The 22,681-nt window shown below is 67.9% G+C and carries 24 protein-coding genes; 16 read left to right on the forward strand and 8 right to left on the reverse strand.

The features are described from left to right. Window positions 1-12 precede the first annotated feature (12 nt). Entirely contained in the window at window positions 13-573 is a 561-nt protein-coding gene (locus tag EAO79_RS17705) for a hypothetical protein (protein ID WP_124769802.1), read from the forward strand. 6 nt (window positions 574-579) lie between these two features. Here the strand turns inward: EAO79_RS17705 and EAO79_RS17710 are convergent, their stop codons facing one another. Continuing rightward, a complete protein-coding gene (locus EAO79_RS17710; protein WP_206428251.1) occupies window positions 580-1,200 on the reverse strand; it encodes an amino acid deaminase in 621 nt (206 codons plus the stop codon). A 146-nt stretch (window positions 1,201-1,346) separates the two neighbouring features. On the opposite strand from EAO79_RS17710, the gene EAO79_RS17715 reads away from it, so the two are divergent. The 7 genes from EAO79_RS17715 to EAO79_RS17745 all read left to right on the forward strand — a co-directional run bounded on the left by EAO79_RS17715 (window position 1,347) and on the right by EAO79_RS17745 (window position 8,090). Then, window positions 1,347-2,054: an HAD family hydrolase gene (locus tag EAO79_RS17715; RefSeq protein ID WP_124769803.1), complete on the forward strand. Its 708-nt coding sequence runs from the start codon at window positions 1,347-1,349 to the stop codon at window positions 2,052-2,054. 31 nt (window positions 2,055-2,085) lie between these two features. Further along, the gene (phnD, locus tag EAO79_RS17720) at window positions 2,086-3,096 is read left to right on the forward strand and encodes a phosphate/phosphite/phosphonate ABC transporter substrate-binding protein (RefSeq protein ID WP_124769804.1); all 1,011 of its coding nucleotides are present in this window, start codon (window positions 2,086-2,088) and stop codon (window positions 3,094-3,096) included. Between the two features lie 39 nt (window positions 3,097-3,135). Further along, window positions 3,136-3,960 carry a phosphonate ABC transporter ATP-binding protein gene (gene phnC / locus EAO79_RS17725; protein WP_124769805.1) on the forward strand — a complete coding sequence of 275 codons (825 nt, stop codon included), beginning with the start codon at window positions 3,136-3,138 and terminating at the stop codon, window positions 3,958-3,960. Next, window positions 3,957-4,790, forward strand: a complete 834-nt coding sequence (gene phnE / locus EAO79_RS17730; RefSeq protein ID WP_124769806.1) for a phosphonate ABC transporter, permease protein PhnE — start codon at window positions 3,957-3,959, stop codon at window positions 4,788-4,790. Before phnC ends, phnE (EAO79_RS17730) begins: the two co-directional genes overlap by 4 nt. Beyond that, entirely contained in the window at window positions 4,787-5,662 is an 876-nt protein-coding gene (phnE, locus tag EAO79_RS17735; protein ID WP_124769807.1) for a phosphonate ABC transporter, permease protein PhnE, read from the forward strand. Before phnE (EAO79_RS17730) ends, phnE (EAO79_RS17735) begins: the two co-directional genes overlap by 4 nt. Beyond that, window positions 5,643-6,515 carry a MurR/RpiR family transcriptional regulator gene (locus EAO79_RS17740; RefSeq protein WP_121293987.1) on the forward strand — a complete coding sequence of 291 codons (873 nt, stop codon included), beginning with the start codon at window positions 5,643-5,645 and terminating at the stop codon, window positions 6,513-6,515. Before phnE (EAO79_RS17735) ends, EAO79_RS17740 begins: the two co-directional genes overlap by 20 nt. Window positions 6,516-6,581: 66 nt before the next feature. After that, on the forward strand, window positions 6,582-8,090 hold the full coding sequence (locus EAO79_RS17745; RefSeq protein WP_124769808.1) for an ABC transporter substrate-binding protein: 1,509 nt from the start codon (window positions 6,582-6,584) through the stop codon (window positions 8,088-8,090). 14 nt (window positions 8,091-8,104) lie between these two features. On the opposite strand, the gene EAO79_RS17750 is transcribed toward EAO79_RS17745, so the two are convergent. Further along, a complete protein-coding gene (locus EAO79_RS17750) occupies window positions 8,105-8,734 on the reverse strand; it encodes an isochorismatase family protein (protein ID WP_124769809.1) in 630 nt (209 codons plus the stop codon). A 126-nt stretch (window positions 8,735-8,860) separates the two neighbouring features. Here EAO79_RS17750 and EAO79_RS17755 point away from each other — a divergent pair, with 126 nt between their 5' ends. Both EAO79_RS17755 and EAO79_RS17760 read left to right on the forward strand, forming a co-directional pair. Then, entirely contained in the window at window positions 8,861-9,808 is a 948-nt protein-coding gene (locus EAO79_RS17755) for a GlxA family transcriptional regulator (RefSeq protein WP_124769810.1), read from the forward strand. 9 nt (window positions 9,809-9,817) lie between these two features. Then, window positions 9,818-10,933, forward strand: a complete 1,116-nt coding sequence (locus EAO79_RS17760) for a hypothetical protein (protein ID WP_124769811.1) — start codon at window positions 9,818-9,820, stop codon at window positions 10,931-10,933. A gap of 13 nt (window positions 10,934-10,946) precedes the next feature. Here EAO79_RS17760 and EAO79_RS17765 read toward each other — a convergent pair whose 3' ends face one another. Next, entirely contained in the window at window positions 10,947-11,459 is a 513-nt protein-coding gene (locus EAO79_RS17765) for a hypothetical protein (RefSeq protein ID WP_124769812.1), read from the reverse strand. A 115-nt stretch (window positions 11,460-11,574) separates the two neighbouring features. Here EAO79_RS17765 and EAO79_RS17770 point away from each other — a divergent pair, with 115 nt between their 5' ends. After that, complete coding sequence (locus EAO79_RS17770; protein WP_241160921.1) at window positions 11,575-12,129, forward strand: GNAT family N-acetyltransferase; 555 nt, start codon at window positions 11,575-11,577, stop codon at window positions 12,127-12,129. Between the two features lie 18 nt (window positions 12,130-12,147). Here EAO79_RS17770 and EAO79_RS17775 read toward each other — a convergent pair whose 3' ends face one another. Next, complete coding sequence (locus EAO79_RS17775; protein ID WP_164486976.1) at window positions 12,148-12,822, reverse strand: suppressor of fused domain protein; 675 nt, start codon at window positions 12,820-12,822, stop codon at window positions 12,148-12,150. Between the two features lie 167 nt (window positions 12,823-12,989). Here EAO79_RS17775 and EAO79_RS17780 point away from each other — a divergent pair, with 167 nt between their 5' ends. After that, window positions 12,990-13,997 (forward strand): hypothetical protein, encoded by a 1,008-nt coding sequence (locus tag EAO79_RS17780; protein ID WP_124769815.1) that lies wholly within the window; start codon window positions 12,990-12,992, stop codon window positions 13,995-13,997. Between the two features lie 72 nt (window positions 13,998-14,069). Here EAO79_RS17780 and EAO79_RS17785 read toward each other — a convergent pair whose 3' ends face one another. After that, on the reverse strand, window positions 14,070-15,038 hold the full coding sequence (locus EAO79_RS17785) for an aldo/keto reductase (RefSeq protein WP_124769816.1): 969 nt from the start codon (window positions 15,036-15,038) through the stop codon (window positions 14,070-14,072). Between the two features lie 17 nt (window positions 15,039-15,055). Continuing rightward, window positions 15,056-15,925, reverse strand: coding sequence for a helix-turn-helix transcriptional regulator (locus EAO79_RS17790; protein ID WP_124769817.1), 870 nt, complete (start codon window positions 15,923-15,925; stop codon window positions 15,056-15,058). Between the two features lie 173 nt (window positions 15,926-16,098). Here EAO79_RS17790 and EAO79_RS17795 point away from each other — a divergent pair, with 173 nt between their 5' ends. Then, on the forward strand, window positions 16,099-17,523 hold the full coding sequence (locus tag EAO79_RS17795) for an MFS transporter (protein WP_124769818.1): 1,425 nt from the start codon (window positions 16,099-16,101) through the stop codon (window positions 17,521-17,523). Window positions 17,524-17,545: 22 nt separating this feature from the next. Here EAO79_RS17795 and EAO79_RS17800 read toward each other — a convergent pair whose 3' ends face one another. Further along, entirely contained in the window at window positions 17,546-18,052 is a 507-nt protein-coding gene (locus EAO79_RS17800; RefSeq protein WP_124769819.1) for a DUF6301 family protein, read from the reverse strand. A 326-nt stretch (window positions 18,053-18,378) separates the two neighbouring features. Here EAO79_RS17800 and EAO79_RS17805 point away from each other — a divergent pair, with 326 nt between their 5' ends. From EAO79_RS17805 to EAO79_RS17815, 3 genes are all read left to right on the forward strand, one after another. Continuing rightward, a complete protein-coding gene (locus EAO79_RS17805) occupies window positions 18,379-19,422 on the forward strand; it encodes a sce7726 family protein (protein ID WP_206428252.1) in 1,044 nt (347 codons plus the stop codon). 4 nt (window positions 19,423-19,426) lie between these two features. Continuing rightward, a complete protein-coding gene (locus tag EAO79_RS17810) occupies window positions 19,427-20,377 on the forward strand; it encodes a sce7725 family protein (protein WP_124769820.1) in 951 nt (316 codons plus the stop codon). A 238-nt stretch (window positions 20,378-20,615) separates the two neighbouring features. Beyond that, window positions 20,616-21,401 carry an RES family NAD+ phosphorylase gene (locus EAO79_RS17815; protein ID WP_241161057.1) on the forward strand — a complete coding sequence of 262 codons (786 nt, stop codon included), beginning with the start codon at window positions 20,616-20,618 and terminating at the stop codon, window positions 21,399-21,401. Window positions 21,402-21,727: 326 nt separating this feature from the next. Here EAO79_RS17815 and EAO79_RS17820 read toward each other — a convergent pair whose 3' ends face one another. After that, the gene (locus EAO79_RS17820) at window positions 21,728-22,666 is read right to left on the reverse strand and encodes an aldo/keto reductase (RefSeq protein ID WP_124769822.1); all 939 of its coding nucleotides are present in this window, start codon (window positions 22,664-22,666) and stop codon (window positions 21,728-21,730) included. Window positions 22,667-22,681 lie beyond the last annotated feature (15 nt).

Raw genomic sequence — 22,681 nt, forward strand, 5'->3', positions numbered from 1 at the left:
CCTGTTGAGGCCATGAGATCCGCGACCACCACGACCCTGCTGCGCTGTGCGGCCTTCGGCGCCGTCGGTGCCGTCATCCTCTTCCTCGTCAGCCCGCTGACGTCGACCGCCGCGGTGCTCAACCCCGTGCTCTACGCCGCGATCGCCGCCGTCACGATGGTGATGCCGATGCTCGCCAGGCGCTGGACGGGCGTCCCCGGTGCGACGGTGCTCACCGCAGCCGTCACCGGGCTCCTCGCACTGCCCGTCACGGCCCTCGGCCCGGCGATCATCGTCGCGCTCGTCGTTCCGGCAGCCGCGCTCGACCTGGTGCTCGCCCGCCGCCGTCACCCCGCCCGCGTGACGACCTGGCTTGCGGCCGCGGCCGGCGGCGTCGCGATCTGGGCGCTGTCCTTCGCGGTGATCTCGCCCGACCTCATCTCGCCGGTGCTCGTCATCGTGCTGCTCGCGGTCCGCGTCGTGAGCTACGTCCTCGCCATGGAGCTGGCCGGTCTCGTCGCCGGACGCCTCCGCCGATCCGGCGTGCGATCAATGCGTGGCGGGGACGCCCGCCGAGGATCCTCCGACGCCTGATCCGCGTCAGCCTTCGACAGCCGCGTTCCACCGGCGTCGTCCCGGGTCGGCGTCCCACTCCTCCAGCACCGCTGCTCCGGAGGCGACCGGGAAGGTCGTGATCAGGCGCTCGTCGATGCCGTACACGAGCGCGACGGCGTCGGTGTCCGTCGGGTCGCCGAGCGCCAGACGCATCCGACCGGACGGGCCGTCGGCCGTCCGTACCGGTCGTGCGAGCAGGTCCTGCGCGGCCGCCGTCACCCGCGACAGCAGGGACGACGCCCGGGCCCACGGGACGAACTCGTCGTCGGGGAGCCCGAACGCGCGCGCGAGCGCTCCGTCCAGCCAGCGGTCGCGTTTCAACCCGTAGGGTGTCGGGACCGCCGAGAGCAGGTAGCCGTAGACGTGGAGGAGCCCGGCGTTCCCGACCGGCCAGACCACGGCGAGGCCGGCGCGCGCATGCAGCGCCTCGAACAGCGCACGTGGGATCACGGGCCCGCCCGTGTGCTCGTCGATGACGGTCGACGCACCCCACGAGGCGAACCGGCCTGCCACCGTGTCCTCGTCGATCGCCGCACCCAACCAGGAGTGCTCCTCGAGCACGGTCGAGGGTTCGGTCTCTGCTCGTCGCGCGAGCTCCGTCATCATCACAGCACCACAGCATAGGCGGCTCGTGCGTCGGTGAATTCACCCGCCGTTCACCCGTCATGGTGATTGCGTCCACACTCGCCGTCCATGATGGACGCAGCGTCCGCAGGAGCGGCCGTGTGACGACACGCTCAGAAGGAGCGCCTGTGGCCCCCACCATCCTCTTCGATTTCGACGGCACCCTCGCCCTCGGCGACGGGCCGATCACGGCCTTCGCCCGCGCCATCGCCGAGCGCACCGGCGACTCCGAGTTCGCGATGCGTGCCGAGGCGGCCCTCGCCGCGTTCGCGACCGGCGAGACCGACGCCCGCGACGGGTACGACGCCGTGACCCGGATCGCGCGCGAAGCCGGCGTCGGTGCCGACGTCATCGGCGCGTCCTACGACGACTCGCGCGCGATGCTCGGCTCGAGCGAAGCGGCGGTCGACTCCCCCGACGGCCTGCCCGCGTTCCTCGAGACGCTGGGCACCCACGCCCGACTCGTCCTGGCGACGAACGCCCCCGGCGACGGCATCACGGCGCTCCTCCATTCCTGGGGCGTCGCCGAGGTGTTCGACGCCGTGCACTTCACCGTCGGGAAGCCGGCAGGCCTCGTCCCGCTCATCCGTGACGCGCTCGCCGCCGGCCCCGTCCTCGCCGTCGGCGACATCGTCGAGAACGACCTCGCTCCCGCCGCCGAGCTGGGCGCCGACACCGCCCTCGTCGGCGCGACCTTCGAGCGCTCGACGGCCACCGCCACGATGCGTGGGCGTTCACTCGCCGACCTGTACGACCAGATCATCGCCTGGGCCGCAGCCGCATCGCGCCACCCCGACGCCTCCCAGACCTCCACTCCCGCTCCGTCCGCCTCCTGATCACCCTCCACCCTCGAAAGGCATCCCGAACATGCGCAAGACCCTGCTCCTCACCGGCGTCGCGGCCGTCGCCGCCCTCGCCCTCGCCGGCTGCAGCCCCGCCGCCTCGTCGCCGTCGGCATCGGGCACGGCGTCCTGGCCCGACTCCATCACCATCTCGCTCGTGCCGTCGGTGGAGGGCGAGGACCTCGCCGAAGCCCTCGACCCGCTCACCAGCTACCTGTCGGAGAACCTCGGCATCAAGGTCAACGGGGTCGTCGCGACCGACTACGCCGCGACCGTCGAGGCCCTCGGCAGCGACCAGGCGCAGGTCATCATCACCGACGCGGGCTCGCTCTACAACGCGACCGAGCGCTACGACGCGAACCTCGTCCTGCGCGACGTCCGCTTCGGCGCGACCTCGTACGCGTCGGTCGCCTACACGAACAACCCCGACAAGTACTGCGCCGAAGCGCCGGTCATGGTCACCTACGCGGCGAGCGGCACCCCGCTCTCGTACTGCAACGGCATCGAGCCCGGCGCAGACGCTGCGACCGGCGCAGGGCCGGCGGCACTGAAGGCCCTCGACAAGATCTCGAAGGGCACCAAGGTCGCCCTGCAGGCCGCGACCTCGCCCGCCGGATACCAGTACCCCGTGGTCGCCATGCGTGACGCCGGCATCGACACGGACGCCGACATCACCCAGGTGCCGGTCGAGGGCAACAACAACGCGGTCCTCTCCGTCTACAACGGCGACGCCGAGGTCTCGTTCGGCTACTGGGACGCGCGCACGACCGTCCTCAAGGAGGCGCCCGACGTCGCCGACAAGGTCGTCGCGTTCGCCTACACCGAGATGATCCCCAACGGCGGCGTCGCCGTCTCGAAGTCGCTCCCGGCCGACCTCACCAAGCAGCTCACCAAGCTCATGGCGGGCTACGCGGGCTCCTCCGACGCGGCGAAGAAGGTCATGTTCGACCTCGTCGGCCTCTCCGGCTGGACCGACAAGACCGCACCGGACGAGATCACCCGCTACGGCGAGATCCTCGACCAGTTCTCGAACTGACCCGCTCCAACCGATCGACCCTCTCCAGGAATCCGGTGCATGAACACTGATCAGCATCGCGCGGAGGCCCGAGCCCAGCTCGCGGCCTCCGCGTCGTGGTCCATCCGTCTCGACGACGTCTCGGTCACCTACCCGAACGGCACGAAGGCGCTCCGCAACGTCTCACTCGACATCGCCGCCGGTGAGATGGTCTCCGTCGTGGGGCTCTCCGGCTCCGGCAAGTCGACGCTCATCCGCACGATCAACGGCCTCGTGCCGGCGACGAGCGGGACCGTCGCCGTCGGGCCGCACACCGTCACCGGTCTGCGCGGCCGGCAGCTCCGTCGGCTGCGCGGGCACGTCGGCATGATCTTCCAGGGCTTCAACCTGGCCGACCGGACGAGCGTGTACCGCAACGTGCTCGTCGGCCGGTTCGCCAGCACCCCGACGTACCGGAACCTCCTCGGCCTGACCACCGCCGCCGACCGGGAGCTCGCTCTGCGCTCGCTCCAGTCGGTCGGCATGCTCGACAAGGTCTGGACTCGCGCGGCGCAGCTCTCCGGCGGGCAGAAGCAGCGGGTCGCGATCGCCCGCGCCCTCACGCAACAGCCGAGCGTCATGCTCGCCGACGAGCCCGTCGCGAGCCTCGACCCGCCGACCGCGCACACGGTGATGAACGACCTGCGCCGGGTGAACACCGAGACGGGTCTCACGGTGCTCGTGAACATCCACCTCATGGACCTCGCTCGCACCTACACGACCCGCATGATCGGGCTCCGCGACGGCGAACTCGTCTACGACGGCTCCGCAGCCGACGCGACCGAGGCGGACTTCGAGCGGATCTACGGTCGCCCCATCCAGCCCGATGATCGGCTCGACCGATGACGACGACGGGAACCGACCGGAACCTGCCACCCGTGACCGACTGGCGGCTGCCGCCCAGGCCGAGCACCCGGCTGCGGACCGCGCTCATCATCGGGGCCGTGGCCGCCTTCACGATCGCCACCTGCCTCCCGGCGATCGGCGGCGTGCAGCTCGACTTCGGCGCGCTCATCTCCCACTGGGACAACGGATCCGGTCTGCTCCTCCAGCTCTTCCAACCCGACTTCGCCTTCCTGCCACGGACGGTGCAACCGATGCTCGAGACGCTGCAGATGGCGCTCGTGGGTGCGGTGGCCGCTGCGTTGCTGTCCGTCCCACTGACGCTGTGGGCGGCGGCGCCGACGAACCCGAACGGCCTGTCGCGTCGCATCCTGCGCGCGATCGTCAACGTCATCCGAGCGGTGCCCGACCTCGTCTACGCGACCATCCTCGTCGCCATGGTCGGCGTCGGCGCGCTGCCCGGCCTCCTGACGCTCTTCCTCTTCGACCTCGGCATCATCGTCAAACTCGTCTCCGAGGCGATCGACTCCGCCGACCACCCGTACATCGAGGCCGGCAAGGCCGCCGGTGGGACGCAGACGCAGATCAACCGCGTCACCGTCCTCCCGCAGGTCTGGCCGCTGTTCGCGAACCAGTGGCTGTACACCCTCGAGCTCAACGTCCGCATCTCCGCCATCCTCGGCATCGTCGGCGCCGGCGGCATCGGTCGGCTGCTCGACGAACGGCGGGCGTTCTACGCCTACGACGACGTCTCGGTGATCGTCCTCGAGATCCTCGTCGTCGTCGTGCTCATCGAGGTCGCGTCCAACCTGCTGCGGAGGCGACTCGTATGACCGCGAACGATCCGAACACCGTGCTCCCCCGCCGTCCCTCGCGACTCGTCCCGACCCTCGCGTCCGTCGCCGTCGGGATCGTCGTCATCGCCGCGACCGCCGGCCTGCCGATCGACTGGCGCGATCTCGGCACCGTCCCGGCGCAGCTCGTGCACTTCGGCGGACTCATGTTCGAGAGCCCGAACTGGGAGAAGCTGCCGCGGGCCCTCACCGAGATGTGGCGGTCGATCTCGATGGCCTGGATCGGCGCGATCCTCTGCGTCCTCGTCTCGATCCCGCTCGGCATGCTCGCCGCAGGGTCGGTCGGTCCGGTCTGGCTGCGGCTGCCGCTGCGTGGGGTGTTCGCCGTCATCCGCGCGGTCCCGGAGGTGATCATCGCCCTCATCCTGCTCACGATCACCGGGCTCACCCCGTTCACGGGCGCGTTGGCCCTCGGGATCGCCGGCATCGGCACCCAGGGGAAGTGGGTCTACGAGACGATCGAGTCGGTGCAGGAGGGCGCCTCGGAGGCCGTCCGCGCTGCCGGTGGCGGTACCGCCGAGGTGACGCGCTGGGCGCTCTGGCCCGCCGCCGCCCCGGCGCTGCTGTCGCTCGCGCTCTACCGGTTCGAGATCAACATCCGCACCTCGGCGGTCCTCGGGCTCGTCGGCGCGGGCGGGATCGGCAGCATGCTGGCGAACTACACCAACTATCGCCAGTGGGATACAGTCGGGATGCTGCTGATCGTGGTGGTCGTCGTGACCATGACGATGGACGCGATCTCGGGTGCCATCCGACGCCGGATCACCCGGGGCCCCGGCATCGCCCGTACCACCCGTACCGCCCTTCCCGCCCGCACGACGAGGAGCCGCAATGTGGACAGGGTCCGCTGACGCCCCGCCGACGGCCCGGATCGCGATGCTCGCGCCGTCGCTCCAGCCGAGCGAGCGCCGAGTGGCCGAGACGGTGGCCGAGGACATCGAGGCGAGCATCGAGCGCACCGCCCAGGAGGTCGCCGACCTCGCCGGCGTCGGCCGCGCCACCGTCATCCGCACCGCGCAGTCGCTCGGGTACGAGGGCTACCCGCAGCTGCGTGTCGCCCTCACCCGCGAGGTCGCGCTCGGGACACCGACCGCCCGCGACGATGGCGACGACACGATGCTCGGCACCCTCCGCGGGGCCATCGACCACTTCGCCGGTCGCCTCGGCCAGACGACGTCGGCGATGACGGAGGAGACGCTCGAACGGTTCGTCCGCGTGCTCGACGAAGCGCCGAGACTGCTCATCGCGGCGAACGGCCTCTCGTCACCGCTCGGTTCCGATCTGGCGATGCGGCTCATCTCCGCAGGCCGGCCGGCCGAGTACCTGCCCGACACCCTCGGGCAGCAGATCGCCGCCACCCATCTCGGCCCGGGCGCGGCGTGTCTGGTCCTGTCGGGCTCGGGCGCGAACCGGGCGTCCGTCGACGTGGCCGCGGCAGCTCGAGCGAGTGGCGCGACCGTCCTCGCGATCACCTCCTTTCCGCGCTCGGCCGTCGCCGAACTCGCCGATGTCGCGCTCGTGGTCGCTCCCATCGACGCGACCTTCCGGGACGAACTCGTGCACACCTCCCGGGCGGCCATCATGCTCGTGACGGAATCCGTGGTCGGGCTGCTCGTGGGCCGACGTGGCGATCGTGCGCAGCGCGCCCAGTCGGCGACGCTCGCGGTCATCAGCGGCTCGCTGTCGGACGACGCTTCGGACTGACCCGGCTCGGGCCGTTCCGATCGGCACCGGACCGGGCCGGTGCCGGGATCCGCGAGAATGTTCTCCATGCCCCGTCACCGACTGCGTCGTCACCTGCTCACCGCCGTGATCGCGGCCACCGGTTCCCTGCTCGCCCTCACCGGCTGCGCGGGCCCAGCCACGACACCCACCGCGGACACCGACGCGACGCTCCGCGTGGGTCTCGTCCTCGAGCCGTCGGACCTGAACATCCGGACGACCTCCGGCGTCGCACTCGAGCAGGTCCTCATCGACAACGTCTACCAGGGGCTGGTCTCGCGCACACCGGACAACGAGATCGTCGACACCCTCGCCGAACGCCACGAGGTCAGCACCGACGGGCTCACCTACACCTTCGTCCTCCGCGACGGCGTGACCTTCCACGACGGCGCTCCACTGACCGCCGCCGACGTGGTCGACTCGCTCACGCAGGTGCAACAGAACGCGGCGTTCGTCGACCACCTCGACCTGGAACAGCTCCAGAGCGTCACGGCGGTCGACGACCGCACCGTCCGCCTGCAGCTCAGCTCCCCCGACTCCGACCTGCTGTGGGCGCTGACGGGTCGCGCGGGGCTCGTCCTCCAGGCCGGGGCGGACAACGACCTGTCGACGACGGCGAACGGCACCGGCCCGTTCACGCTCGCGTCCTGGAAGCAGGGCGACAGCATCACCGTCGAGCGGAACGACGACTACTGGGGTGACGCTCCGAAGGTGAAGGAGGTCGTCTTCAGCTACATCCCCGATTCGTCCTCGGCCGTCAACGCGACGCTCGCCGGCGAGGTCGACGTGCAGATCGGTCTCGATGCGAACCTGCGGGACCAGGTCGCTCGTACCGACGGCCTGACGATCGTCGAGGGGAAGACGACCGACAAGTACACCCTCGCCTTCAACAACCAGCGCGCACCGCTCGACGACCCCCTCGTCCGGCAGGCGCTCCGCACGGCCATCGACCACGCTGCGATCGTCGAGGCGGTCGGCGGCGCCGCGGCCCTGCAGTACGGACCGATCCCGGAGCTCGACCCCGGCTACGAGGACCTCAGCGACGTCGTGACCTACGACCCGGAGGCGGCGAAGGCGCTCCTCGCCCAGGCCGGCCAGGAGGACCTCGCGCTCACGCTCACCGTCCCGAACCACTACGGCACCGCCGCCACCAACGTCCTGGTGTCGCAGTTCAAGGCCATCGGCGTCACCCTCACGGTCGACAGCGTCGAGTTCCCCACGTGGTTGAACGACGTCTACACGAACCACGACTACGACCTCAGTCTCGTGAACCACGTCGAGGCACGCGACATCCGGCACTGGGCGGACCCGGACTATTACTTCGGCTACGACAACCCGACGGTGCAGTCGTTGGTCGCCGAGGCCAGGGCTGCGACCGACCCCGAGGCCGCCGACGAACGACTCCGCGAAGCCGCAGCGCTGGTCTCGAAGGACCACGCCGCAGACTGGCTCTACACCGGGATCACCCTCACCGTCGTGCGCGACGGCGTCACCGGTTTCCCCACCGACTTCGTCAGCGAGCACCTCGACCTCCGGGACGTCGCCGTCACCGACTGATCGGTGGCGGGAGGCTAGTCGCGCTCGGCGGTGCGCGTGGCGGAGGACACCAGGTCGTCCTTCGGCAGCGGTGTCCGGTCGGCGAGGGCCCGCATCCACGCCCCCGTCGTCGCGACCGCGCCGAAGTTCGAGTCGAGCAGCGCCATGAGCGTCGTGTGCACCGTCTTCGCGTCGACGGACCCGGCCGCGTTCTCGAGGTTGATGGCCCCGGTCGCGTCGGAGAGCACTTCCACCTCGATACCGAGTTCCTCGGCGCCCGCCGCGGACGCGATGACGCAGTTGTTCGTCATGTACCCGACGAGCGTGACGGTGTTCACGCCCTGCTCGCGCAGCCACGCTTCGAGGTCCGTCCCGGCGAAGACCGAACCGTACTGCTTCACGACGCCCTTCCAGGACGGCTGCGCGCGGCGGACGACCTCGGGGTGCAGCTCGAAGGCGCTCGTTTCCGGGTCGAAGACCGGTGCACCGCTGCCGGATGAGTGCTGGACGACCACGACGGGCACCCCGGCCGTCGTCGCCGCGTCGATGGCGGTCGCGATCCGCAGGATCGACTCCTCGCGCGGCGGGTACTGGATCGCGAGCGGACCGGCGAAATACTCCTGCTGGACGTCGATCAGGATCAGGGCGCGGGTGGTGGTGCTCATCGGGGAACTCCTCGGTTCGGTGACGCCGTCGGCACGACGACCCGTTCATCGTCCCGCGGCTCCTGAGGCGCCACCATTGGCACGAATGCGCAATACTGGTGAAATCAGGCCAGATCGGAGTCGGCAGTGCGCATCGCCATCCACGCGTTCGACGATGTGACCATGTTCCACCTGTCGGTCCCGCAGATGGTGTTCGACGAGGTCGGCCGCCAGGGGCTCGCCGATTGGGAGCCGTACCTCATCGCGGACCGCGCCGGATCGATCCGGACCGCCGAGGGGTACACGATCGCCGACCTCCCTGGCCTGGAAGCGGCCGCCGACGCGGACATCATCGTCCTGCCGTCCTGGACGGACGACGGACGCATGCTCTCGCCGGAGCTCCGAAGGGTCGTCCTCGACGCCCACGCGCGTGGTACAACGATCGTCGGCCTCTGCCTCGGCTCGATCGCCGTCGCCGACACCGGCCTCCTCGATGGGCGGACGGCGGCGACGCACTGGCATTCCGCCGCGCACCTGGCCGAACGCTACCCCGCGGTCACCGTGGATCCGACGGCCCTCTACGTCGACCACGGCGACATCCTCACGTCGGCCGGCACCGCTTCCGGTCTCGACGCCTGCCTGCACCTCGTCCGCACTCGCCTCGGTGCCGATGCGGCGAACCGCGTTGCCCGCAGCCTCGTCGTCGCTCCGCATCGGGAGGGCGGCCAGGCGCAATTCATCGAACGACCGGTCCCGATCGCCGAGACGCAGGACCCGATCGCGGTGGCGACGAGCTGGGCGCTGGCACACCTCGACGAACCACTGACCGTCGACGGTCTGGCCGCGGCGGCCCACCTGAGCCGTCGCTCCTTCGTTCGTGCGTTCCGCTCGGCGACGGGGACGACGCCGGCAGCCTGGGTGCGGGCTCGACGACTCGACGAGGCGCGTCGACTCCTGGAGACGACCGATCTGCCGATCGACCAGGTCGCCGTCGCCTGCGGCTTCACCCCGGTGACCTTCCGGCAGAACTTCGCGGCCGCGTTCGACAGCACGCCGTCGCGGTACCGGCTCCGCTTCGACGCGCGCCACCGATAGTCTCGGCGCATGGGGATCAGGGGTGCGGGGATGCGGTCGGTCGGGATCAGTGCGGGACTCGCCGTGATGGTGGTGCTGTCAGTGTCGGCGTGCGCGTCGTCCGCGACACCTAACGCGTCGCCGACCTCCAACGCACCGAGCGCCCCGGCGTCGGCCGATCTTCTCGCGTGCAGCGACCTCGCGTCGCTCGACACGGTCGCCGGCGTCCTCGCCGCTGAACCGGCGGACGTCGTCGAGGCCGTGCAACCGTCAGACGCCGTGGATCTGGCCGTCCTGACGGCGGCCGGTGGCCTCGCCTGCTCCTGGCGGGTGGGCGCCGGACAGCAGATGATCGGCGATGGAGCGGGCGACTGGGCCTACCTCTCGATCGAGATCCTGCCGGGCGCTGCCGACGACTGGGCACCGCCCTACGCCGGCGACACACCGTCCGAGGACACGAGGACGATCGCCGGTGTCGAGGCGACCACCTCGTCGGGCGAAACCGGATGGCGCGTGTCGGCGCCCGTCGGCTCGGCCTGGGTCGAGCTGTCGATCACCGCCTCCGGACTGACCTCCACCGGCAGCCGGTTCGAGGGCACGCCGTCGGGCGAGGTCCTCGACAACCTCGCCACGGCGGCGGAGACCACCTTCACGACGGTGGAGCCCGCCTCCGAGGCTCAGCTCGCCTGGCCCGCGCTCGCGCCACGCGAAGGCGACGCGACCTGCGACGGCGGGCTGGACGAGGCCGGGATCGTCTCCGCACTGCAGTACGGCGAGGCCACCACCACCTACACCGTCATCGACCCACGGGCCCAGCCGATCGGCGACCTGGAGGATGCGGCGAGCGCCCGCGTCGGTGCGTTCAGCTGCGAACTCTTCGCAGAGGGCTTCGGGTACACCGACATCCTGGTCGTGCGCGACGGCGAGACGATCATCGACGAGCTGGCAGCCCAGCCCGACATGGCGGCGGCGCTCGAGCCGGTCACCCTCGAGGGCGCGGTCGACGGCGAGTCGGCGTTCGTCGCGCGCCGCATGGACGGCCCGCGGTCGCCGCTCTACCTCACCGTCGGAGAGACGTTCTACGCCGTCAGCTCCGGCGACGGCGCGCAGACGGTCGCTGAGGCGATCATCGCCCAGACCCGGTAGGCCGGCGGCGCGATTACTCGGTGTCGAATCCGCAGGTCTGGATGGTCCAGGCGATGAATGCCTGATAGTTCGGGTCGGTCGCGGCACTCTGCACGGCCTGGGACTCGGTGAACCTCGGGTCGAGCCCGACGTCGGAGACGAGGCTGTCGGCCGGGAACTCGGCGAGGATCGCGGCGGTCTCCTCAGCGGAGGTCGCGAAGACTTCGGCACCGGCTGCGACCTCGGCGCTCACGCCGTCCAGGGGCAGGAGGTCGCGGATGGTCGTGACCTGCGCCTGCACGGCCTCGAGGTCCTCGCCGACGGTGCCCGACTTCGCGGTCGCCGCCGCACGGTTGGCCGCGCAGAACGCCGTGTAGTCGGCGGGCCCGTCCGCGACGTCGGCGGTCGCAGTAGCGGTGGGGGTCGACGACGGCGCCGCGGAGTCGCGATCCCCGCTGGACGGTGCGGAGCATCCGGCGAGGAGGCCGGCGACGAGGAGGCCGGAGCCCCAGACGAGGGCGAGTCGGCTGCGGTGCGGTGCGGTCATGAACGAGATCCCCTTCAACGATCTGCGGGTCGGCGCCATCCATGTTGCCGCACCCGCGCGCGGTCCGGAAGGTCCGCGGCGCGGTCCGGAGCGTGATCTCGTATCGTTGATCGACGTGAGCACCTCCCTTCCCACGACGTTCCCGCTGTCCACCGACCGACTCGTCCTCCGCCTGCACGAACCGTCGGACGTGGCCTGGTTGCTCTCGGTCTATTCGCGACCGGACGTCGCCACCTACCTCCTCGACGAGCCGTGGACGGAGGAGGTCGCGCAGACGAAGAGTGCCGAGCGACTCACGCGCTCCGGCTTGGACAGCCCGGCGCGTGCGCTCGCCCTCATCCTCGAGCACGAGGGCACGCCGGTGGGCGAGGTCCTGCTCTGGTACACCGACCATGAGCGGGGCGTCGCCGAGATCGGCTGGGTCCTCGACCCGGCGTACGGTGGCAAGGGGTTCGCGAGCGAGGCCGTCGGTACGGTCCTCGACCTCGCGTTCAGCACCCCGGGAATGCACCGCGTCGCTGCACAGCTTGACGGACGGAACACGGCGTCGGCGCGGCTCGCGGAGCGGGTCGGCATGCGGCACGAGGCCCATCTCCGGCAGAACTGGTGGAGCAAGGGCGAGTGGACCGACACGGTCGTCTTCGGCCTGTTGGCGAGCGACCGCGGCTGAGGCAGATGGCCCGACGACTCAGCGACGCTCCGGGTCGATGATCAACAGCGGGTCGTCGGCCGCCAGCCGCTCCAGCACCTCGTCCGTCGTCGACCGCTTCGCTTGCTCGACATCGGTGTCGGTCAGCCCGACGGCCTGCCAGAACGCGACCCGGCCGTTCGGCGTCTCGACGGGAGCCACCACCGGGTCGGCGGTGATCGCGAGGGTCGTGAGGGCGCCGTCGGGATCATCGGTCACGCCGTCGGCGAGCCTGATCCGATCCCCCAACCACAGCTCCTGCGGCCCACTGCGCACGTACTGCGCGAGGACGATCAGCGCGCGGTACGGCCACTGGGGCGGTGTCTCATCCGATGGCGACCGGCGCACGCGCATCGTGAGCTCGTACCCGAAGCCGCTGGTCGTCGGATCGTCGGAGTCCTTGCCCCACAGTTCGGTGAGCCCGTAGGTGACGTAGAACCAATGGTCGGGGCCCGGCGATGCCGAACACCCCTGCAGGGCGGAGCCGAAGTGCAGTCCCGGCGAGTAGGCGACGTGGAATTCGCGGGCACCCGGATAGTGCTGCGACACGGCCTGCGTGACGGCGTCCCATCCCCGCTCGTCCAGGTCGTCGAGGTCGTCAGCCTTGGCGGGCTCCGGCTCGCTCGCGGCGGGTGACATCGGTGGCTGCTGGGATTTGCGTCGGAAGAAGCCCATGCGACGAGTGTAGACATCGGTCGTCGACGGACGGCCGGCGGCCATCGACCGTTCCCGCGGCTGTCTTGCCGTGAGCGTGCGAGCGATGCCCCTCCGGCCTCGACGGCGAAGGCTGCGGGAGGACTAGAGTGCTGGCGAAACGGTAGGCGCGACGATGCGGAGGACCGATGAATTCCGAGACCTTCGTGCTGCTCGCCGTATCCGTGCTGGTCGCCGGGTCGTGCGCACTGTTGTTCGTCGTCGACAGCCGTCGGTCGCTCTCCGGGCGGTACATCAACCTCTGGCTCACCGCCTCGATGCTCGCCGTTCTGTGCACCGCTTCCTACCTCGCCGCGACGGGGCTGGGGCATCCGCCCCTGGTCGTGGCGTTGGGGAACGGCGCCATGGTCGGCGCTGTCGGATTCGTCTGGCTGGGCTGCCAGGCGTTCAACGGCCGACGGATCCGGTTCTGGCTGGTCGTCACGGTGGTGCTGATCGTCATGATCCTGACGTTCCTGCCCGAGTCCCGAGGTCCGAACTGGGCGGGGGTCGTCCCGAAACTGCTGAGCCTGAGCCTCTTCGCCGTGCTGACCGCTGTCGAATCGCGGAGGGGTCTCTTCGGGTCGTTCCGAGTGAGCTGGGCGATGACCATCGTGCACGCACTTCACGCGCCCTACAGCGGTGCGCGGGCCGTCGTCTTCGGTCTCCAGGGTCCCCGTGGCGGTGTGTTCGAGCGGTATTTCAACACCGAGATCACGACGGTGATCAACCTGGTGTTCGTCGTCGTCACCACGTTGGTCCTGGTGTTCCTGCGAATCGAAGAGCTCTCCAGCCGGCGGGCGAGCGGAGGACCCGGTTGCTTCACGACGGTCCGTCGGCTCTGGGCACTCCATCGTGACCACCCGGGTTCCGTGGTCCACTCCATCGAGATCGTCGATCTGACCGTGGTCAAAGACGCCTACGGCGTGGCGCACGCGAACGATCTCGTGAGTCGGCTGATCGACAGTGTCGTCCAGTCGAGTCCGGGTGCCCAAGCCGTTGCCAGCACCCGCCGAGGCACCGTCCTGCTCCTGCTGCCTGACGGACACGGCAGCGTGGAGGCGAAGGTCGACGCCGCGATCGAGGACGCCTACTGGAAGCAGTCGGTTGCGCTTGTCGACGGGTACGCGAGCACCCTGCGGATCACGACGCTCTGAGCGGCACCGCCGCAGTCGACCAGACGGGATCAGCTGATGCCCCCCCTCACCGGCACCCGGGCCGAGCGGCGCTCACCACCAGAAGGGCGCTTGCGTCACGTAGGGGGATTCGAGCCTGGCGACCTCGTCGTCCGTCAGCTGCACGTCCAGCGCGGCGGCGGCATCCGTGAGGTGTGCCGGTTTGGTGGCACCGATGATGGGAGCTGCGACCGTCGGGTTCCGCAGGACCCAGGCCAGTGCGACCTGCGCCATGGGGATGCCCCGCTCGGCGGCGATCTCCTCGACGGCGTCGATGATCGGGCCGTCGGCGTCCGTGTCGAACGCCTTCGCCACCTCGTCGATGTTCGAGCGGTCCGTGGCTGCGCCGCGCGGCCGGGCGAGTCGTCCTTTGCCGTTCGGCGAGTAGGGCGTGAGGCCGACTCCGGTGTCCGCACACATGGGGATCATCTCCCGTTCCTCTTCGCGTTTCAGCAGGTTGTACTGGTTCTCCATCGCGACGAAGGGCGTCAGCCCGTTGACCGCTGCGGCCGTCTGCAGCTTCGCGAACTGCCAGGCGTACATGGAGGAGGCGCCGAGGTAGCGCACCTTCCCCGCGCGGACGATGTCGTCGAGCGCTCGCATCGTCTCCTCGACCGGGGTCTCCTCGTCGAAGCGGTGGACGTAATACACGTCGATGTGGTCGGTCCCGAGTCGTCGCAACGAGGCGTCGACCTGTTCGAGGATGGCCGTTCGGGAGAGTCCCGATCCCCCGGGCCCGTCATGCATCCTCCCCGAGACCTTCGTCGCGAGGACGATGTCCTCGCGGCGACTGAACCGCTTGATCGCGCGTCCGACGTACTCCTCGCCGCTGCCCTGTTGATAGACGTTCGCGGTGTCCCAGAACGTGATCCCCAGCTCGACAGCCTGCCGGAAGAACGGCGCTGACGCCGCTTCGTCCAGGGTCCAACGGTGGAGTCCGCGGTTCGGATCGCCGTAGGTCATGCAGCCGAGTGCGAGGCGGCTGACGCGGAGTCCGGTCGCTCCGAGGCGGGTGTACTCCATGCTTGGTGCTCCTTGCTTCAGTGGTGGGGCGAGGGCTGTTCGGAGGTGGCCGCCCAGCTGGCGAGGAGTTTGAGTGACTCCTCGCTCGGTGAGCCGGGTTCGGCGCTGTAGATCAGGAAGTTCAGGCCGGGCTGATCCATCGGCTCCATCGCCTCGTAGATCATGCGGAGCTCGCCGACGACCGGGTGGTGGAACACCTTCTCGCCGGACGTGTGATGGCGGACGTTGTGCGCGCCCCAACGGACGCGGAACTCCTCGCTGCGCGTGGACAACTCACCCACCAGATCCTGCAGTGCCCGATCGTGCGGGTTGCGCCCTGCCTCGGTGCGGAGGATCGCGACGTTGATGTCGGCCGAGGTCGACCAGCTCGGATAGAACGCCTCCGCGAGGTCACGGTGCAGGAACACGAACCGAGCCAGGTTCACCGGGCGCTCCGGGAGCGCGTAGAGGTCGGCGTACAGCGCGCGGAAGAGTGCGTTCTCGGCGAGGACGTCCATCCGGCCGTTCCGGACGAACGCCGGGCCTGCGGTGATGGAGTCGAGGGCGAGTTGCATACCGGGCCGCACGCCGGCCGGCGCAGACCGTCGGCGTGCCCGGATCGGCGATTCGTTCGCCGCCCGAGCGAGGTCCACGAGGTGGGAGCGCTCCGCGTCGTCCAACCGCAGCGCGGAGCCGATCGCGTCGAGCACCGCCTCCGACACCCCCGAGAGGTTCCCGCGCTCGAGACGCGAGTAGTACTCGACGCTCACTCCGGCGAGCATCGCGACCTCGGTGCGACGCAGCCCCGGTACGCGTCGGTTCGTTCCGCCAGGCAGCTCCACCTGCTCTGGCGTGAGTCGGTCCCGACGGGTCGTCAGGAACTCGCGCACCTCGTCTCGATTGTCCATGCCGACAACGATATGACGCGGCCTCCGGCGCTGGGGTGTTCCCGCAGGACACCCATCCTCGACCTCGTGGAGGCCGTCCGGGCAGGCACGCAGCGTCTCCCGTGCTCGCGCCGCCCCGAGACGTGCCCTGGCGGAGTATCCCTGCTTCGTCGCCGGTGGTGTGTGATCGAGGGATGCAGATCGACCACGGGAACGCGGCAGCACACCGCGTGTCATCACCGGCCTCGGACGATGGCCTCGCCGGCCGTGCAGGCCGGAAGCCGCGACAACGCCTGACGCTGCTGCTGGCTGCACTCGGGTTCTTCCTGATCACCCTCGACATCCTCATCGTCACCATCGCGCTCACCAGCATCGCGCGAGACCTCGGCGGAACGACGGCATCCCTGCAGTGGGTGATCGACGCCTACACCGTGCTGTTCGCGGCCCTCCTGCTCCTCGCCGGCAACCTCTCGGAGCGGTTCGGTGCGAAGCGGGCGTTCGGCGTCGGCATCACCGTCTTCCTCGTCACGTCGATCGCGTGTGCGGTGGCCCCGTCGATCGGTGTCCTCATCGCCGCTCGAGCCCTACAGGGTGCCGGAGCGGCGTTGATGCTGCCGGCGTCCATGGCGCTCATCCGTGAGGCGTTCCCAGGAGCTCGCGAGCGCGCTCGCGCGCTGGGTGTCTGGGCGGTCGGCGGCGCGGTCGCCACCGCGCTCGGGCCGGTCCTCGGTGGCGCGTTGACGACGCTCGACTGGCGACTGGTGTTCGCGATCAACCTGCCCGTCTGCATCATGATGCTCCTGCTGCTCAGGACGGTCGCATCATCCCCGTCACGGCCCGAGCCGTTCGACTGGGCCGGACAGTTCGTCTGGCTCATCGCGTCGACGGCGCTGGTGTTCGGACTCATCGAGGGCGGGGCGGACGGGTTCGCCAGTCCCGTCGCGGTCGCCAGCCTCGGCGTCGCGCTGGTCGGCATCGTCGGGTTCCTCGTCATCCAGGCCAGGAGCGCGCACCCGATGATGCCGTTGGATCTGTTCCGATCGAGCGGTATGCGCCTCGCCCTCACCGTCGGATTCGCGTTCATGGTGAGCAACTTCGGGACCGTGTTCGTCCTGAGTCTGTTCCTGCAGCAGCAGCTCCGGCTGCCGCCGCTGCTCGCGGGCCTGGTGTTCCTTCCGTCGGCCCTCTTCGCCGTCGTCGGCAACATCGTCAGTGGCACCGTCGCCAACCGCTTCGGGGTGCGCGTGCCGATCGTGGCGGGGTTGCTCCTCATGGTGGTCGGGCTCGTCGGCACCGTCGCCACTGCGCACCTGGGGTCGCCGATCTGGGTGGGTGTCTTCGCGTGCTTCACCGCCGCGGGAGGCTCCGTGGCGATGCCGCCGGTGACCTCCGTCGTGCTCGCCAGTGTCCCGGCATCGCGCGCCGGCACCGCGAGTGCGGTTTTCAACACCTTCCGTCAACTCGGCGGTGCCGTCGCCATCGCGGTCTTCGGGGCGCTCCTCACCGGCTCGACAGGCTTCATCGCCGGGCTGCAACTCAGCCTCCTCATCGCCGCGGCGCTCATCCTCCTCACCGCGATCGCGAGCGTGTTCATCAGGCCGGCGCCCGGGTCGTCATGACGCCGCAGTCGACCAGACGGGATCAGTCAGTGTCGTCACCGATGCCCGGCGTGCGGCCGGGGTCGATGCCCAGCCGCTCCTCGGCCCGCTCCACGTCGGCGAACCGCTGCCCTTCGACGACGAGCAGCACCTTCTTGGGCACCGTCTTGAGCCAGATCCTGCCGCCGTTCGCCAGTTCCCAGTACGGGTCTCCGCCCTGGGATCCGGCGGGCTGACCAAGGTGCCCGCTCAGCGCCGACTGCAGCTCCTGAGCGGCACTCCGCAGCGCGCCGGGGTCGTCGCTCTTGTCGGAGACCGCGATCACGACTTGGGCGATCGCTTCATCTGCGACGAGCGAACGAACAGTCGGCAGGTTCACGGGATACCCGGAACGGTGTTGGACACCGCTCGACGTCTCCAGTTTGAGCTGCCACCCGAGACGCTCCGCGAGCGCCTTGAAGTCGTCGCGACCCAGCGGCCACGACACCGACGTGAAGGCTTCGCAGACGGCATCGATCTGTGCGTCCGTGGCTCTGGCGAGTGCACCCATCCGGTCATCCTACGGCCGTCTCCGCACCGGCTTCGGCGGCGGGCGGACGAGACGCCCTGAAAACCAGAACAGCCGCTGACCTGGAGAATCCAGAGCAACGGCCGGGTGGTGCTGATGGAGCCGCCCAAGGGAATCGAACCCTTGACCTTCTCATTACGAGTGAGGGCGATGGGGTCCGTAGGCGTCCGCGGTAGCCCGCTGATCAGGGATTTTCTAAGCCAGGGTCCGCCCAAGTTTGTCATGTCAGTCCCGCGTTGCTGTCATCTGCGCCTCAACGTCGGGACTATCGGAGCGCACAGGCCACTCAGACAAGCCAGGATCCGGGGATGAAGTACGGATCGACTCGCCCGGCGATTTGCGGCAGAACTGGTCATCTTCTAGTTTTGGCTGAACGGGTGGCGCTCCGTCTCTGGCTTAAAGGACCCACGGTAGAGTTGGTCCGCGGCGGAGCCGTGGCTCGGGTCGACCTGGAAGGGACAGCAATGAACCCTGGAAAATCCGAGTTGGCTGCCCTCACCCGAATGTTCTCTGCGGCAGTCATCCGAGAACTTGGTCGAAGCGGACGCTCAGCACTCTTCGCTCGGCTGCTGGCCCAGTCTGGCCTCGGCCCGCACCTGCCTCTCGACGCCACCGTTGGCGACGTATTCAATCACGCATTTCGTCTACTGCGCTCCTTGGGAAATCGGGACGAGTACGTCTACCGTTCGGCTATCACTCAGAAGATTCTGCTTGGCCAGCACAACCTTCGGACCGCTTCGATGCTCAGTGAAGCCCGTGTCGGTATGTGCAAAGCAGACGTTGTCGTCCTCAACGGCACGTCCACTGCGTACGAGATCAAGTCCGAACGCGACTCGCTGGCGCGATTGACCAACCAGGTAACCAGCTACGGTGAAGTTTTCGCCGCAGTGAACGTGGTGACGAGCCCTTCGCACGTGAAACAGGTCTTTCGTCAGATCCCCGGGTGGGTGGGTGTCCTAGTGCTGTCGGAGAAGTTCACCCTGCAGGTCGAACGCCCTGCTGTTGTGAACGCTGCGCGAACCAACCCGCTTGCTGTACTCGATCTGATGCGCGTCGACGAAGCACACCAAGTGCTTCGGTCGCTCGATATCGCACCCCCGCACGTACCAAACACCCAGATGCGTGGAGCTCTGTGCGACTTGTATAGACCATTGGATCCGACAGCGGTTCACACACAAATGGTGGCCACGCTGAAGATCACGCGTTCTCAAGGCGCGGCATCAGATTTCATCAAAACCGTCCCAATGTCACTACGTACTGCCATGCTTAGTGTGAAGATGAACGGAGCGTCGGAAAAGAGAGTCCTCGACGCGACGAGGTTGCCCGTTTCCGCCGCATTCGCCTGGAGTTGAGCCGATGTACTACCCATACTTTCGAGGTAAGCAGTTTGAGCTCATCGCGCTGCGTGAGAGTGCCTCCCTTATTGCGAATGCAAACTTCGTCCCGATCATCGAACCGGTAAGGGAGACTCTGACGAGCCTCGAACGTGCTCTCCGGTCGCTTGCAGACGCTGGGGCCCGAGCCATCGTCATCGTGAACCCTCGGCACGGAGACATGAAGGCCAACGGCACCAGCATCAGTTCGTTCCTCGAGGAGAACTACCGGGGCAACGATGCGATCTCGGCGGGCGCGCTTCTCCTCAGTGACACTTCCACCGAAGCCGCCGCATCTCTGCTCGACAATCACGCAGCGCACCCGCAGGCCATAATTCACGCGGGATTCACCGAACCGAAGCTTCTTGCATCCCTACTCCGCGACCGAATGCAAGAGATGACGAATGTCTTCATTGAAGATCAGGCAAGCACTCTCTATCGACGTCACTTTGAGAACAGCACGCGCGTGCTCGTTAAGGACGGGTTCGTTCAGCAAAAGAACGCCGACTACGACCCGGTAGACCCATTCTCGGATCTACACGTCACCTACAAAGAATTTGGAGCGCAGGGTTACGGAGATTTCCTCACCGTAGGTGACCGTTTCACAGAGGGAGGCGGACCCGCATACGCAGTCGCAATCCATTTGACCTTCATCGATCCTGGCAATGACGATGCGATGTTTGCATACCACTTCAAGTCAGACACCAACGACACCCCCACCGATCCGGCAGGTAAGTTCCGTCAGGCTCTGCAAAAGCTCATAGACAAATACGAGTCAGGAACTTCGAACCTTCTGGACACCTCCGCCCTCGAAGAGTTTCGTTTGCTCCATGAGACGGGTCACTTCCCAGGCCTCGGCTATGTGAAGAAGCTCTCGATCCGCCACCATCTTGAGACTCTGGCCGACTACCACCAACACGCAACAAGTGCCTGACCGCTTCTGTTGCGCTTCCTGCTTCAGCGACGCCAACCTTCGAGACAACGTACTCGCTGACTTGGTCGTCGGAACTGGTACGTGCGGATACTGCGGGACGCTGGAAGCCTCACTCGTTAGGCCACTAGCACTGCGGGACGCCTTCGAAGTACTGGTCGGCGTTTACGAGGTCGTCGACGACGGGCTGTCGCTACCAGAAATCTTGCGCCAGGATTGGGCCCTGTTCACTCACCCCGTGATGCAGGACGACGCTCATGCAAAGGAGCTTCTCGCCGATGTGCTCGACAGCGGTGACCTCTTCCGAAGATCTTTCGGCGCGCCAGCCGGCTACGGCACACAAAGCCTGACGAAGTGGGACGACCTGCGCGCCGAAATGATGCACGGCAACCGCTGGTTTCTGAGTAAAGATATCGACTACGACAGGCTACGGTACCTCTTCAGCTTGCTTATCGAAGACCCCTCAGAGCTGAGTGAACATTGGCATCGTGCCCGCATCATGAGCGATGAGACCCCATACGCACTCGGAGATATGGGCGCCCCTCCGCCAAGGTATGCCGGGCACGGTCGAGCCAACCCGGCCGGGATCCCGTATCTGTACCTCGGGTCGTCGCCGACTACCGCCGTCTCGGAGGTCCGTCCGCACACGGGCGAGACCGCGTCCGTGGCCGAATTCGCTGTTCCAGAACTGAAAGCGGTGGACCTTCGCGATCCTCGAGAACGGATCTCGCCGTTCGGGCTCGAGGACGATCAGGTCGTCCAGCTGCTGGCGGACATTCCATTCCTTGAGCGCCTCGGCGACGAACTCACGCGCCCCGTCCTACCCAAGAGCGCTCCATTCGAATACGTCCCAAGCCAGCACCTTTGCGAGTTCATCAAGCATTGTGGGTACGACGGGGTCATATATCGTAGCTCTGTGAGCAGTGGCATCAACATTGCGCTCTTTCATCCTGACACAGCACAGGGCACAGCTGTACATCAGTACGCGGTGCAACAGGTGGAAGTGCACGTCGCTTTGGCGACCTGACTGCGGAACCCGCACACTCATCCGCACGCCTGGTGCCTGCGCCGTAGCTCGGGTCGCAGACTGTTCTGAACGAGGTTGATCGGCAGACGAACATCACTGATGGCATCGGTGCCGATAATCTTCGTTATGTCAGTTAAGGCATCAGCTACCCCCGCTCCTCGACCGTTGGACACGCTGGTCAGCATGTCGGTGATACCACGGGTGATCCGCATGACTCTGCCGACATCGGCACGCCCTGGCCTCGCGAAACGCGTGACCAGGGCGTGCTGAAGATGACACCATCTCCTTGCCTCAGGTCCGCGTGTTCGCGACCCGAGGAACTGCGTCTACATTCCCCGATCGCCGATCGCGCCGGCGGGGATGATCGCATCGATCGTGGCGAGATCAGCGTCCGTCAGAACGACCCCTGCAGCAGCGACGTTCTGGGCGACGCGAGCGGGGTTCCGCGATCCTGGGATCGGGACAAGGTAGTCCTTCCGCGCCAGGATCCACGCCAATGCCAGCTCCGCGAGGCCGGTGCCCTTGCGAGTAGCGAGCTCGGTGAGAGCCGAGACCATGGCGACGTTCGCGTCAAAGTTCTCGGGAGCCCACCAGCCCACGGTCTGGCGGAAGTCGTCGGCTGCGTACTCGCTCCGTGGCTTGACCGCACCGCTGAGGAACCCGCGAGCGAGCGGCGAATAAGCGACAAGACCGATTCCGAGCTCCTCCAACACCGGCATCAGCGCTTCGGAATCGCGTGAGAAGAGCGAGTACTCGCTCTGCATAGCGGAGATTGGGTGGACAGCGTGCGCGCGTCGGATGCTGTCCGCGTCCGTGTTCGAGAGACCGAGATAGGAGACCTTGCCGGCGTCCACGAACTCCTTCATGACGCCGACAACGTCCTCGATGGGCACATTCGGATCGCCGACGTGCTGGTAAAGCACGTCGATGTGATCGACGCCGAGGTTCACCAAGCTTGCGTCGACGACCTGACGAATGTGCTCGGGTGCGGAGTTCGAGGTGAAGCTGGGCGTGAAACCGAACTTCGTCGCGATCGTCACCTTGTCACGGATCGGCGCCAGCGCGGTGCCGAGGAGCTTCTCCCCCGAGCCCCAGCCGTACAGTTCGGCGGTGTCGAAGTGCGTGACGCCGAGTTCATGGGCATGGCGGATGGCCGAGATCGATTCGACATCGTCGCTCGGGCCGTATCCCATGGCTGTTCCCATGGCCCCGTAGGAGATGGATGAGACGGTCAGACCCTGCTGACCGAGAGTTCGCTGCTGCATGCGTGTCCTTTCACA

Source organism: Plantibacter sp. PA-3-X8 (assembly GCF_003856975.1).
GTDB classification, from domain to species: Bacteria; Actinomycetota; Actinomycetes; order Actinomycetales; family Microbacteriaceae; genus Plantibacter; species Plantibacter auratus.